The sequence below is a fragment of the Melittangium boletus DSM 14713 genome (assembly GCF_002305855.1).
Taxonomy (GTDB): Bacteria; Myxococcota; Myxococcia; order Myxococcales; family Myxococcaceae; genus Cystobacter; species Cystobacter boletus.
The window spans coordinates 6,400,403-6,413,672 of record NZ_CP022163.1 but is presented as its reverse complement, the minus strand read 5'-3'; the positions used below and the strand labels follow the sequence as shown (position 1 = coordinate 6,413,672).

Sequence of the window (13,270 nt, the reverse complement as noted above, 5' to 3'; positions counted from 1 at the left end):
TGTGTGCTCCTTCACGATGACAACGCTCACGATGACAATACTGAGGGGGTGTGCGACGGCTGACGTCCGACGGACTGCTCTTGGATGTGCTCCAGGAATTCGGGCGCCAGGGAAGCGGAGATGATCCACAGGAAGGGCTGGGTGGAGGGGTCGTCATGCAGACGGGCCCGCCGCGCGTAACCGCCTTCGTCCTCGCACAGGTAGACGAAGGCCGTGCGCCCATGAAACGCGAACCAGCGCCGCGCCTCGTCCAGCAACGCCACGTAGGCGTCCTTGCCTTCGGGTAACAGGGGAAACAAACGCGCGCAATCCATCAGACGAAAGAGATTGGTGGCGGGCGGTCCCAGTTCGAGCACCAACGCCGCCACGGCGACGCCTTCCCGCCGGGCCACCAGGATGCGCCGCTCGCGCCGCAACCCCTCCTCCTTCCAGAACCGGGACGCGCCACGCAACTCCAGACGCTCGCGGGTGAGGTCCAGGGAATCGGCATAGCTGGCGGGCCGCGTGCGGGCGATCTCCCGCGCCAGCAGCAGCTTCTCCCCCATGGACGCGGGGCCGATCTCCACGTCTCCCACGGGCTCGCCGCTCATCTCGGAGCACTCGGCGTCCATGAGCCGCAGGTACATCACCAGGGACTCGCCCCCCTCGTGCGCGCGCTCGGCGAACGCCAAGTGCGTGCGGCGCACCCACGGCACGGTCGACTCGGCATAGCTGATCAACCAGCGGAAGTCGGGATCGACCTGGGCGTGCTCCAGCGTGCGTTGGTAGATGTCCCGGAGGATCTGCCCGGGCACGGGAGGCGCGTTCACCGGTTTGCCGGGCCTGCGCCCCAGATGATGGAGCATCCAGGTGTTCTGGTAGGGCTTGACCGCGGACAGGGACGCCTCCACCCCTCGCTCCGAGGGCCACACGGTCTGGCAGAAGACATGGGGCAGCTTCGCCGCGCGGCCGCTCAGGTCGATGAAATCACGGCGCAACGCATCGAAGTGATGCGAGGATTTCCCCGCCAGGTTGAAATAACCCGACGCGGCATACAAATCCCAGAGGGGCTCGAGCCACGCCTCGCCCGAGCGGGTGGAGGGACTGAGTGTCTGGGAAACGAAGCGCATCCACAGCACCGAGTCCCGGGGCGTGAGCGGCCGGGCCTCCAGACCACACAGCCGGCGCCCATCCGCCTGGGAAAACGAGACGTGCCGCACCTCGCAGCGCAGGGAGATGCGCTCGCCGTGCGCCGTCTCCACCTCGAGCGGCAGGAAGAGCCCCGGGAAGAGCAAGTCCCCGGTGCCGGAGCGCAGGCTCAAGCCGGAATACGAGACATCCACCACGTCCCGCGAGTGCCAGCCCAGCTCCGACCAGAGGGGGTGCTCGAAGCGGGCCCGGGTCCCCTCGGGCGCGAGCACCCGGCGGTGCCAACGGTGGCGCACCCGCCACAGCCGCTCGGGCAGGGACGTCACCCAGAGGCCCCCCTCGCTGGCGCGCGTCTCCAGGTGCATCCGGTAGGCGGAGTTGTAGCCCACCACCTCGAGCTCCGCGGAGGCACCGCCCCAGCCGGCGCCGGGCTCGGCACAGCGCCAGTACAAGCGCCCCCCCTCCTCGTCCAGCCGCTCCAGCGTCATCCGCACCGCCTGGCCCGGCCGCCGCACCACCGCCTGGTTGCCCAGGGCGGCGATCTTCCGCAGGACGGCGCGCAGGCGCTCGCCGCCGGTGATTTCCTCCTGCACGGGCAGCGGAGAGGCCTCGGGCACCGCCAGGCCCCGGCGGACCTCCGCGTCCAGCAACGTGAGGATGCGCTCGCCCTGGTGGGGAGACACCCCGAGGAGTTGGATGCCCAGGGCCTCGCCCGTGGCGCCGTTCCAGTGGATTTCCCCCTTCAACGGGCCGATGTCCCCCGCCTCCGTCTCCAGACACACGCGCAGCGTCCGCTCCCGGGCCAGCGAGCCTCCCTGGCGCCCGGGCCGGGCCCACACCGCCGCGGGGCTCAACAGCGTCGCCGGGCCCAGCACCCCACCCCACTCGGGGAGGTTCACCTGGATGGCTCCGGCCCCCTGGAGCGAGTAACCCGAGAAAGGACTGGCGAAGCCTCCTTCCCATGCCGCCGAGGAGCGGGCCGGTTTGTTCGAGATTGAGTCCATGGAGAGTCCCCCGTGCAGTCGCTCAATGCCTTGCACTCGCCATGAACCACAAGCGAGACACCCTCGTCAAGCAGCCCCCTGAAAGTCATTACCGACCCACGCTGAATACCCTTGTCATGGAAAAGCTTCACCGCCGCCGCGTCGGATCTCCAGGCCAGCTCTCCCTCACGGCATATCCGGGGGGACCTCAGCCCATTGGAATTCCGTGAAGTAACCCTCTCATTCATGACAGGATTTGACAGGAATGACCCCACTCCAGCGGATGCCCCTGTGAGAGGGTTCCGCGAAGTGTTCCGGAAACCCAGGTCTTGAGCGGGGACCCGGGCCCTGGGTCCGGCCGCCATGACGCACCGCACCAAAGCTCGGCCGCCCGCTCTCCAGCGCGGCAAGCCCCAGGGGGAGGCGCCGAAAATCGTCACCCCCCACGCAACCCGGGCCGGGCGGACGCGATAATCTCCTCAACGTTACCTACACCCTCGATTTCCCGGAAAAGGTGATCCCATGTCGTTCTCCGTGAACAACCGCTCCGCCGCCGCGACGACCACCACCCAGCAGACGGCGTCCACGGCCGACACCTCGAAGATGGAGTCGGTCAAGGATCTGCTCTCCGGTGGCAGCTTCAAGATGGGCGTGGATGGCACGTCCGACTTCAACGCCGTCTCGGACGCGTTCAAGCGCTTTTCCGACGGGAACAGCGCCGATGGCTACGCGCTGATGGCCGAGGGCCTGGGCAAGGACTTCAAGGGCAAGATGCTCGCCTCGGTGGAGAAGAAGATGGACGCGTGGCTCAAGGAGAACCCGAACGCCACCCCCGCGAAGGTCGCCGAGAAGGCCAAGAGCCTGCTCATGAACGAGACGGTGATGTTCCAGACCATGAAGAACACCATCACGCAGATGGCCAACGACGCCATCAGCCGCATGCGGGACACCTTCGAGGGCTGAGCCCTCGCACGGACCCCGGAGTCACCCGTCCCGGGTGGCTCCGGCCCCCGTCCCCCCCGCCCTACCAGAACAGATGGAGGACGAAGCTGCTGGCGTCCTCGTCCGTCACGTTGACGTGGAATTTCAGCGCGTCCGGGGCCAACGCGAGGCCCGCGCTAACGCTGGCCGTCACCAGCCCGATGTTCCAGGCCGTTCCGATCAGGTCTTGATTGAAGGCGAGATCGCCCGAGCTGTGTGTGAGCCGGCGATAGGAGCGCTCGCCGAAGTTGACCGACAGCAGGGCGGCGCTCGGAATCCCCTCCAGCGCGCGATGCAGACCCGATGCCGAGGCCACCAGGACCCGCATCCGGCCCACCGCGCTGCGGACGTAGGCGAACCCCGCGTCCCGGCCACTCTCGAAAAGGGCCTCTCCGTAGGAAAGGCCCCGGGACTCCGCGGCCTGGCCGATGATGTCGAGCATCTCCAACATGCAGCCCACGGGGTAGCGATAGCTCTCCACCAACGGCCCCCCCTCCCCCACCCGCGACCGGGCCCGCGCCACCACGTCCATTCCATGGACTTCGGCCGACGCGAGCACCGCCTGCAGGAACATGCCGGAAATCGTCTGCTCCCGCGTGCTCCTGGCCAGCCGAGACAACAGCTGAGGACGCGATTCACTCATTGCATCCACTCTCGCACGAAGAGTCAAATCCTGACATCCCGATTCAACACCCAGCAGGCAATGCGTCCACATGACCGATGTGGCCCTAACACCCCGCCAGCAAAGGCGAGCGAACCCCCGAGGACACGAGCCAGAGCTGGTGAGAAGCCCGGGTAATGGCGATATGCAACCGGCGTCGTGCCTCGTCATTCACGGGGTAGGCCCGGGCGGTCGCGTCTGGGATGACGACATAGTCGAATTCAAGTCCTTTCACGTTGTCCACGTCTGTCACATCCACGCCAGGTTCGAAGGAAAAGTCGCCTTCGAGAACGAGGCGGGCCCAGGACGTGTCCGCGAGCATCCGGTGGAAGGCCCGCGCCTGCTCGGGGCCCTGGGCGATGACGGCCACGGAGGCATGGGGCTCGCGCTCCAGGAGCTCCCGCAGGGCCTCGCCAATGAACAGGTGGGCCTGGGCCTCGTCCGGAAAGTGGTGAAGGCCCACGGGTGCGCCCTCCCGGCCCGCCTGGGGGGCGGTGGAGGGGGCCTGAGTCCCCAGGACGTGACGCGCCAGCGCCGTGATGGGCGCCGGACAACGGTAGGACACCTGGAGCCGGCAGGTGGCCGCGTCCTGAATGCCCAGCTCCGCGAGGACGGCGGGCCACCCCGCGAAGCTCGTCGACGTCTGTTGCATTTCATCCCCCGCGAGCGTGCAGCTCCGGGCATCGCCCAGCAGCCGTCCCACCACGAACAATTCCACGAGCGAGAAGTCCTCGGTCTCGTCCAGCACCACGTGCACGAGCCGCCCCACCGCGCCCAGGTTTCCCCCCTGGGCACGCAGGAACAACAACAACGGCAAATCCTCCAGATCCAGGGTGCCCGCCAGCTCGTCCGGGGTGTCACTCTGCAAGGATTTGCCATCCAATGTCTGGAGTCGGTCCGGATCCACCCCCTCCAGTTCCCGCTCCAACGGCGTGGCGATCTGCAACATCGTGTGCCGCACCAGCTCGTCGATGGCCGTGAGCGGCAGGTCTCCCTTGGAGTGGGAGACGACCCCCTCCAGGAAGCGCCGATCCGTGAAGAGCTCGGCGAGCCGTTTGCGCAGCCTGGGCAGCGTGGTGGCCGAGGACTTGAGTACACCCAACCTGGCCGCCAACGCACGGCGCAGGGCCGGGTGGCGTTTGAATTTCGACACGAGTGGTGGCGTGTCTTCCCACACCTTGAGGGCCTTGGCGCCAAACGCGATGCGCGCCGTCAGCGCCGCCCAGGAATCCAGGGTCTCGACGGAGACCTTCTCCAGGCCCAGGGGCGCGAGCAGCCGCCGCGACAGCCTCGCCAGGCCCTCCTCGGGGACGATGACCTTCATCCGGGACTCGGGGTAGCGCGCCCGCTCGTCGAAGGCGATCTTCGCGAGCCGGTGCAGGGCGACCGTCGTCTTCCCGCTGCCCGCGCTGCCCAGCACGAGCAGCGGCTCGTCCGCCGCCACGTTCACCGCCTCGAACTGCTCGGCGTCGAGCAGGGCCGTCACGTCGAGCGCGCCCTCGCGCCGGGACGCCCCCTGCCCCACGCCCAGCCGCCCCGGACGAACCGCCGTCCCCATGCCCCCCGCCAGTGGGGACATGGCCCCGGCGCCCACCCGGCGCCAGGCGCCCTCGGGCGAGCGCACGAGCACGAGAGGACCCACCTGGATGCGCGTCAGCCGGCCCCGCTCGATGACCACCAGGCGCCGCACCAGCACGGTGCCCTCGGACAGCCGCTCGCCGAACCACTCCTCGTAGGAGTCCCCTTCCCCATAGCGGTAGAAGACCCGGGCCACCGGCGCGAAACGCCAGTCGATGATGCGCACGTCGGCGGACGCGTCCGCGTAGCTGGTCCGGCCCAACAGGTAGTCCCGATCACCCACCGGCCCGTTCACCTTGAGGTGCGCGAAGTAGGGGGCACTGAACTCGGGCAGCCGCGTGACCTTCTGCCGATCCAACAGGGCGCGCGTCTGATCCATCTGGTGGAACAGGTGGGGCAGGTCCGCCACGGGCGCGCTGACCGCGTCGTCGCGCAACACCTCGAGCTGGGCGATGAGGCGCTCGGTCTCCTGGGTGCGCTCCCCACCGCGCAGCCGCGCGGCCTCCAGCGAGCCGAGCACGCGACGGAGAAAGGCTTCTTCCTCCGAGATGATGGCCTGTTCTTCCGGGGACAGTTCTCCGTCGGGCGTGCTCATGGGGGTGACCGGAAGCGCCTAACGGATGAGGCCGCCCAACAATCCGCCGAGACCGCCGCCCCCCGCGGAGCCGCCTCCCTCGGGCGGCTTGCCTCCGGCGGCGTTGGCCAGCATCGGCACCACCAGGAGGATGCCGCTCACCAGTTGAGGGTCCAACCGCGACTTGAGGAAGTTGAGCAGCAGGGGCGCCACCAGCGAGGCCTTGCCCGCGTCGATGTCGAAGCGTTGCAGCAGCGACACCACGCCCGCCACCTCCCCCGCCTGGGCCGCCGCGCTTCCGAGCGCCCCCATCAGTCCGCCCCCGGACGCGCCCTGGCCCTGGCCTCCGAGCAGGCCCCCGAGTCCGCCCAGCGCCCCCATCAGTCCGCCACCGGACTCGGCCTGCTGTTGCCAATCCCGCATCTCGGGAATGGCCGAGTCCATCTGGTCCGCCGCCTCCGGCCCCATCTTCTCCTTCACCGCGCCCTGCACCAGCTTGAGCAAGGAGCCCGCGAGACCCTGTGCCTGGTGGGAGTCCACGCCCATTTGCTGTGAGAGCTGTCCGATGAAATCCATTGCCCCTCTCCTTGCCGCGAACCACGTTTTGCCGCGAACCACGTTCCCCGGCGGCCCGGATTTGTACCGGACCCGCCGGGCCACCCCAATCCCAAAACCACCCCGCGTGTGACGCCGTCCGCTCCCCGACGGATGGAGTGGCGGGGGCAACGTGTATCCTCCGACCCCATATGAGATGGCCTCGCCGCTCCCATCTGTTTCCGCTCGTGTTGCTCGTCCTCGTGTCGGGATGCCGACGTCCGCCCAAGGGCTCGGGCGAGGACGCGGGCACGCCCCCCCGGGGTCCCGAGGTCATGCTGACGGTGAAGGGCTCGGACACCCTCGTCATCCTCGCCCAGCGCTGGGCCGAGCACTTCATGAAGGCCCACCCGGGCGCCCGCATCCAGGTGACGGGCGGGGGCTCGGGCACGGGCATCGCGGCGCTCATCAACGGCACCACGGACATCGCCATGGCCAGCCGGCCCCTGGAGGACGCCGAGCGGCGACAGGTGCGCCAGAAACACCCCCAGGGGCCGGTGGAGCTCGCCGTGGCCCTGGATGGCATCTCCTTCTACGTCCACGAGAGCAACCCCGTGAGCGGCCTCACCCTCGCGCAGCTCAAGGCCATCTACCTGGGGGACACCACCCGGTGGAAGGACGTGGGCGGCGAGGACAAGCCCATCGTCGTGTACTCGCGCGAGAGTTCCTCGGGCACCTACGCCTATGTGAAGGAGCGGGTGCTCGGCGGACAGGACTTCACCGAGCGCGCCCAGACGCTGCCGGGCACCGCCGCGGTGGTCAACGCCGTGTCCCTGGAGCGCCATGGCATCGGCTTCGGGGGCGCCGCCTACCTCCGGGGCGTCAAGGCGCTCAAGGTCGGCCGCGATGCCCAGCGGGCCGTCTTCCTCTCGGCGGAGACCCTTCGCGATGGCACCTATCCCCTCGCGCGCGAGCTGTATTTCGATCTGGTCCGCCCCCCCTCCGGGCTCGCGCGGGAGTTCATCGACCATGCCCTGTCCCCCGAGGGGCAGAGGACCGTCATCGACGCGGGCTTCTTCCCGGTGAAGTAGTGCTTCGGCGCTGGCCTCGGCGCCTGGGGATTTCGTAGGCTCGCGCGCATGATTCAGGGCTCTGGCCGCTGCCACTCCCATCCGGATCGCACCGGCCTGGGCATCTGCGTGGAATGCCGCCGCGTCATCTGCCGCGAGTGCACCACGCAATTCGAGGGCATCAACCGGTGCGCCACCTGCCTCGCGCAGCGCTTGAAGGCGTTGGAGGTGACGGCGGAGCGGCGGGAGTGGTCCGTGGGCAACGTGCTGCTGGCCCTGGTGGGCGCCGCCCTGCTGTATGGCGGCGTCTGGGTGGCCGCCCACCTGGCCTCGGGGCTTTGACCATGGCCGTGTCCGCGCTCGAATTGCGTCCCCGGGGCGCGGTGGCCATCCTGGACGCGGCCCTGCGCGTGTGCGTGCGCAGCGCCGGCGTCTGGGCCCTCACCCTGCCCGGGGGCGCGCTCGTCACCGCCGCGCTCCTGCACCTGACGGACGCGGTGATGCACCACCGCGCACTCGAGCTGCCCGCGCTGGGCTTCACCCTCGCCTGGCTCGCCCGGGGCCTCTTCCAGGGCGCCGCGTGCCACCATGTGCAGGAGCTGCTGCTCGGCACGGGCGCCCAGCCCCCCACCGCCTGGGCCTCCCTGCGGGCGGCGCTGGCCCGGACGCCCAGCCTCCTGTGCGCCGTGGCCTATCTGTTCCTCTTCAACCTGCTGTCGCTCTCCCTCACGCTGGGCTGCGCCTTCTTCTTCCTGTCCTCGCACCTGGTGGGCTACGCCGCCGCCCTGCGGGGCCGCGGCAGTCCCCTCGGTTTGTATGGCCAATGCGGCAAGCTGCTCGGCCCGGCGCGCGGCAACGCGGTGGGCGTGCGCGTGCTGCTGCTCGTGCAGGGGCTCGTCTTCATCAACCTGCACATCGCGGCCAATGCCTTGCTGTACGTGGGCCGCAAGCTGCTCGGCATCGATCTCACCTTCGTCGAGCGCTTCGCCTCGCTGGACAACACCGCCTGGACCGTCTTCCTCGTGGCCGCGACCTTCACCCTCTTCGAGCCCCTGCGCGCCGCCACCGCCACCCTGCTCCTGGTGGACGGGCGCGTGCGCCAGGAAGGGTTGGATTTGATCGCCGCGGTGCAACAGCTCCCCGTGCGCAAGGCGGCGCTCGTGCTCGCCGCGCTCCTGGGGACGGGCCTGTTCGCGCCTCCCGCCCGGGCCGAGGAGCCTCCGCTGCGCGAGCGCGTGGAAGGGGTGATGGGCGTGTGCGAGGAAGTGCCCGAGGAGGACTGGGCCCACACGCTCGACTCGCTCGGTCCGGAGGAAGCCCTCAAGTTCGAACGGCTCGTGCGCTCGGTGGAAAAGGACGTGTACGACGGCGAGGAGTGCGAGGCCCTGGGGAGGCTCGAGCAGGGCATCGTGCTCGCCGCCCAGACCGTCGCGCTGGAGCGGCAACAAAAGGAGAGCGCCCAGGCGCGCGCCCGGGACATCCTCGCGCGGCCCGAGTTCCAGGTGCCCGAGCCCCAGTCCCCCCAGGACTCGTCGAAGGAGCTCGTTCCCCCGGAGCCCCCTGGCCTCTGGCAGCGCTTCCTCGATTGGCTGGGCGAGCGCCTCAAGGAGTTCTTCAATCGCAAGGAGACGGCCCCACGGCCGCCCCGCACGAACGTCTCGGGCGGGCAGAGCGTGGCCAATGCCCTGGTGGCGATCCTCATCGCCGGAGCGCTGGGCGTGCTCGCGTGGGTGCTGTGGCGCTCGTTGGCCGAGCGGCGGCGGGCGGACGGAGACGCCGGGCTCGAGGTGAGCACGCAGGACGCGGCGACGCTCGCGGCGGATCCGATGAACGCCCTCTCGCGTCCGCCCGAGGGCTGGGCCCACCTCGCCGACACGCTGGCCGCCCGGGGCGAGTACCGCGAGGCGGTGCGCGGGCTGTACCTGGCCCTGCTCTCGCGCCTGCACCGCGAGGGCGTCATCCACTACGACAGCCACGCGAGCAACTGGGACTACCTGCTCCAGTTCCGCGGGCGCACCGAGTGGAAGCCGCCCTTCCGCGAGCTGACGCTGCGCTTCGACTTCGCCTGGTACGGCAACCTGCCCGTGGGCCCGGACGGCTACCGCGAGTTCCGCGAGCTGTGCGCCCCCATGCTGGCCCCTCCCGCCCCCACGGAGCCCGCCCGTGCGTGACCGATTCCCACTGCTCGTGGCGGGGAGCCTGCTCGTCATCGCCATCCTCGGCGCGTGGCTCGTGCGCGGCGCGGCGCGGGGAGGTTTCGCCGACACGCTCTCCACCTGGCGGGCCCAGCCGGATGGCTCGCGCGGCCTCTACCTGCTGGCCGAGGAGAGCGGGCTGGAAGTCTCTCGCCGCACCGCGGATCTGCTCATCCTCCACGAGCCGGGCACGCTCGTGCTGCTCGCGGTGGAGGTGGAGGGCGCCCAGGAGGCGGATCCGGACCAGACGGCGCTGGCCACCGAGCGCGACGAGGGGCTGCGGGACGAGGACGTGCCCCGCCATGGGCTCAACCGGCTACACGTGCCCGAGCTGAGCGAGGACGAGACGACGAAGCTGCTCGACCATGTATGGGCCGGCCACACGCTCGTGCTCGTGCCCTGGGGCTCGCGCGAGAATCCGCTCCTGGAAAAACTCGGGGTGACGCTCACCAAGGCGGACACCACCCTGCCCATGCGCACGCTCGTGCCGCCGCTCTCCAGCCCCTACACGCTCGACGTGCAACGCGTGGAGGCCCGGGTGCAGGCCTACCTGGAGCTCAGCGGGGCGGACGCCATCCCCGTGCTCGAGGACGAGCCCCTGGGGCTCACCGTGGCCGCGGTGGTGACGCATGGCGCGGGCCAGGTGCTGATCGTGGGCGCGCCGGAGCTGGCCATGAATCAGGCGCTCGGGCGCGCGGACAACGCCCAGTTCTGGTTGAGCGCCCTGCGCGCCCTGGGCCCCGGCCCCTACGTCTTCGACGAGCACCACCACGGCTTCACCAACGAGCGCTCGGTGGTGGACTTCGCCCGCCGCTACGGCCTGCACTTCGCGGTGGCGCAGCTCCTCTTGGGCCTGGGGCTGTGGGCGCTCGCCCTCAAGCGCTTCGGCCGCCCCCGCCCCCCGCCCGAGTCCACGCGGGTGGGCGCCACGGATGCCCTCTTCGCCATGAGCCGCCTGTACCGCGAGGGCCACCACCATGCCTTCGCCGCCGGTCTGCTCACCCGGGGCCTCACCCAGGAGCTGGCCCAGCACGCGGGCCTGCCCGCCCACGCCCCCGCGGACGCCGTCGCCGAGAGCCTCGCCGCCAACGGACGCACGGACCTGTCCCAGGGCCTGCGCGCGCTCGTGCGCCGCGCCCAGGACGTGGCCAGCGAGAGTGACTTGATGAAACTGGCCACGCGCTCCGCGGCGCTGCGCCAGCGCCTCCACCCTTCCGGGCCGCCCTCGGGCGCGCCCCTCGCCCCCCTCCCCGAGGAGCCATGACTTCGCCTCCCTTCGCCACCGCCCCCCTTCCCGCCAGCAACGCCGTGGCCGCCGCCCACTCCATCCGCGAGGGGGTGCTCACCGAGGTGCGCAAGGCCGTCGTCGGACAGGACGAGCCCCTCGAGTTGATGCTCGTGGGCCTCGTCGCCGGAGGCCACGTGCTGCTCGAGGGCGTGCCCGGCGTGGCCAAGACGCTCATGGCCAAGGCGCTCGCGCGCTCGGTGAGCGCGGACTTCAAGCGCATCCAGTTCACCCCGGACCTGATGCCCGCGGACATCCTGGGCACCAGCATCTTCGACCTGAAGAGCCAGTCCTTCGTGCTCGTGCGCGGCCCCATCTTCACGGACCTGCTGCTGGCGGATGAAATCAACCGCGCCCCCGCCAAGACGCAGTCCGCGCTGCTCGAGGCCATGCAGGAGCGCGCCGTGTCCCTGGAGGGCCGCAACCTCACCCTCTCGCCGCTCTTCTCCGTGTTCGCCACGCAGAACCCGGTGGAGTCCGAGGGCACCTACCCCCTGCCCGAGGCGCAGCTCGACCGCTTCCTGTTGAAGATCGAGGTGGGCTACCCCGCCCCCGAGGAGGAGGACGCCATCCTCGCCTCGGTGCACCGGGGCTTCGACGCGGGAGACCTGACGCGCGCGGGCGTGGGCGCCGCGGTGACGAAGGAGGGCGTGCTGGAGGCGCGCGCGGCGCTCAACGAGGTGACGGTGGAGCCGCCGGTGCTCTCGTACGTGCGCCAGCTCGTGGCGGCCACGCGCACCTCCAGCCGCATCCGCCTGGGCGCGGGGCCTCGCGCGGGCGTGCACCTGCTGCTCGCCTCCAAGGCGCTGGCGGCGCTGCGCGGCCGGGGCTTCGTCACCCCCGAGGACGTGCGCTTCCTCGCCGGGCCCGTGCTCAAGCACCGCCTGCTGCTGTCGCCGGACGCGGAGCTGGATGGGGCCACGCCCTCGGACGTGCTGCGCGAGGTGGTGCGCTCCATCGAGGTCCCCCGGTGATTCCCACCGGGCGCCTGTGGGTGCTGCTGTGCCTGCTGGCCGTGCCGATGATGGCCGCGGGGTTCTTCCCGGGCTTCGGCGGCGTGGTGCTGGTGCTGGACGTGCTCGCCCTGGCGCTCGCGGCGGTGGACGTGGGCCTGGCGCGCCAGGTGCGCCTGGAGGTGCACCGCACGCTGCCGCCCCGCCTGTCCGTGGGCGTGGCGAACAAGGTGGAGTTGCTGCTGGTGCACCGGGGACGCCGCGCGGTGGACGTCCAGGTGCGCGACGACGTGCCCGCCGCCTTCACCGCCACCCCCGAGGAGGCGCCGCTGCGCCTGAGCGCGGACAGCCAGACGCGCTGGGTGTACCGGGTGACGCCCGCCCACCGCGGCCGGTTCGACTTCGGAGACGTGCACGTGCGGGTGCGCGGGCCCCTGGGCCTCGTGCTCCACGAGCGGCGCTTCCCCGCGGCCCAAAGCGTGCCCGTGTTCCCGGACATGCGCGGCGCCAGCCGGCTGCTCTTGTCCGGCGCGGCCCTGGATCTCGTGAACCTGGGCCTGCGGCAGCTTCGCCGGGACGGCCGGGGCAGCGAGTTCGCCCGTCTGCGCGACTACGCCCAGGGCGACTCGGTGCGCGAGGTGGACTGGAAGGCCACGGCCCGGCGCTCTCGGCCGGTGACGCGGGTGATGGAGTCCGAGCGCTCGCAATCCCTCCTCATCTGCGTGGACGCGGGCCGCTCCATGGCCGCGCGGGTGGATGGGCTCACCAAGCTGGACCATGCCGTCAACGCGGCGCTCTTCCTGGCCTTCGTGGCGGTGCGCAACGGAGACCGGGTGGGGCTCGCCGTGTTCGCCGATGGCGTGAAGACGTACCTGCCCCCGGCGGCGGGCCGGTTGCAGTACCGCAAGATATTGGACGCGCTCTACACCACCACGCCGAGCCTCACCTACGTGGACTACCTGGCGCTCTTCAAGGAGCTGAACGTGCGCCTCACCCGGCGCAGCCTGTTGTGCGTCTTCACGGACTTCCTCGACGAGGAGCAGGCCTCCACCATGGTGGCGCCCCTGCACCGCCTGGCGCGGCGGCACGTGCCCCTGTGCCTGTCCGTCCGGGACACCGCCCTGGCGAAGCTCTTGCGCACGACGCCCTCGGGGCCCGAGCAGGCCTACCAGCAGGCCGTGGCGAGCGAACTGCTCACGGACCGCGAATCCCTCAAGGCCCAGGTGAGCGCCGGGGGCGTGCACATGCTCGACGTGCAGCCGGACGAGCTGAGCCTCGCCGCCGTCAACCGCTACCTCGACATCAAGGCGCGCGGCGTCCTGTAGCGC

11 protein-coding genes are annotated in these 13,270 nt (G+C 70.5%); 7 read left to right on the top strand and 4 right to left on the bottom strand.

What is annotated here, in order from left to right; all coding sequences use genetic code 11:
* Positions 1–26 precede the first annotated feature (26 nt).
* Positions 27–2,132, bottom strand: coding sequence for a hypothetical protein (locus tag MEBOL_RS26910; protein WP_095980137.1), 2,106 nt, complete (start codon positions 2,130–2,132; stop codon positions 27–29).
* Positions 2,133–2,633: 501 nt separating this feature from the next.
* Between MEBOL_RS26910 and MEBOL_RS26905 the strand changes: the two genes are divergently transcribed.
* Complete coding sequence (locus tag MEBOL_RS26905) at positions 2,634–3,074, top strand: hypothetical protein (RefSeq protein WP_095980136.1); 441 nt, start codon at positions 2,634–2,636, stop codon at positions 3,072–3,074.
* A 61-nt stretch (positions 3,075–3,135) separates the two neighbouring features.
* Here the strand turns inward: MEBOL_RS26905 and MEBOL_RS26900 are convergent, their stop codons facing one another.
* From MEBOL_RS26900 to MEBOL_RS26890, 3 genes are all read right to left on the bottom strand, one after another.
* Positions 3,136–3,735 (bottom strand): TIGR02265 family protein, encoded by a 600-nt coding sequence (locus tag MEBOL_RS26900; RefSeq protein WP_157775512.1) that lies wholly within the window; start codon positions 3,733–3,735, stop codon positions 3,136–3,138.
* An 85-nt stretch (positions 3,736–3,820) separates the two neighbouring features.
* On the bottom strand, positions 3,821–5,926 hold the full coding sequence (locus tag MEBOL_RS26895; RefSeq protein WP_095980134.1) for an ATP-binding domain-containing protein: 2,106 nt from the start codon (positions 5,924–5,926) through the stop codon (positions 3,821–3,823).
* 18 nt (positions 5,927–5,944) lie between these two features.
* Complete coding sequence (locus tag MEBOL_RS26890) at positions 5,945–6,481, bottom strand: DUF2780 domain-containing protein (protein ID WP_095980133.1); 537 nt, start codon at positions 6,479–6,481, stop codon at positions 5,945–5,947.
* A gap of 170 nt (positions 6,482–6,651) precedes the next feature.
* Here MEBOL_RS26890 and MEBOL_RS26885 point away from each other — a divergent pair, with 170 nt between their 5' ends.
* The 6 genes from MEBOL_RS26885 to MEBOL_RS26860 are packed head-to-tail and all read left to right on the top strand — an operon-like array spanning position 6,652 to position 13,267.
* Positions 6,652–7,530: a phosphate ABC transporter substrate-binding protein gene (locus MEBOL_RS26885; protein WP_245918882.1), complete on the top strand. Its 879-nt coding sequence runs from the start codon at positions 6,652–6,654 to the stop codon at positions 7,528–7,530.
* Between the two features lie 48 nt (positions 7,531–7,578).
* Positions 7,579–7,851, top strand: coding sequence for a hypothetical protein (locus MEBOL_RS26880; RefSeq protein ID WP_095980132.1), 273 nt, complete (start codon positions 7,579–7,581; stop codon positions 7,849–7,851).
* Positions 7,852–7,853: 2 nt separating this feature from the next.
* The gene (locus MEBOL_RS26875; protein ID WP_095980131.1) at positions 7,854–9,680 is read left to right on the top strand and encodes a DUF4129 domain-containing protein; all 1,827 of its coding nucleotides are present in this window, start codon (positions 7,854–7,856) and stop codon (positions 9,678–9,680) included.
* The gene (locus tag MEBOL_RS26870) at positions 9,673–10,968 is read left to right on the top strand and encodes a DUF4350 domain-containing protein (protein WP_095980130.1); all 1,296 of its coding nucleotides are present in this window, start codon (positions 9,673–9,675) and stop codon (positions 10,966–10,968) included. Before MEBOL_RS26875 ends, MEBOL_RS26870 begins: the two co-directional genes overlap by 8 nt.
* The gene (locus MEBOL_RS26865; protein WP_095980129.1) at positions 10,965–11,963 is read left to right on the top strand and encodes an AAA family ATPase; all 999 of its coding nucleotides are present in this window, start codon (positions 10,965–10,967) and stop codon (positions 11,961–11,963) included. Before MEBOL_RS26870 ends, MEBOL_RS26865 begins: the two co-directional genes overlap by 4 nt.
* Positions 11,960–13,267, top strand: a complete 1,308-nt coding sequence (locus MEBOL_RS26860) for a DUF58 domain-containing protein (protein ID WP_095980128.1) — start codon at positions 11,960–11,962, stop codon at positions 13,265–13,267. Before MEBOL_RS26865 ends, MEBOL_RS26860 begins: the two co-directional genes overlap by 4 nt.
* The last annotated feature ends 3 nt before the right edge of the window (positions 13,268–13,270 follow it).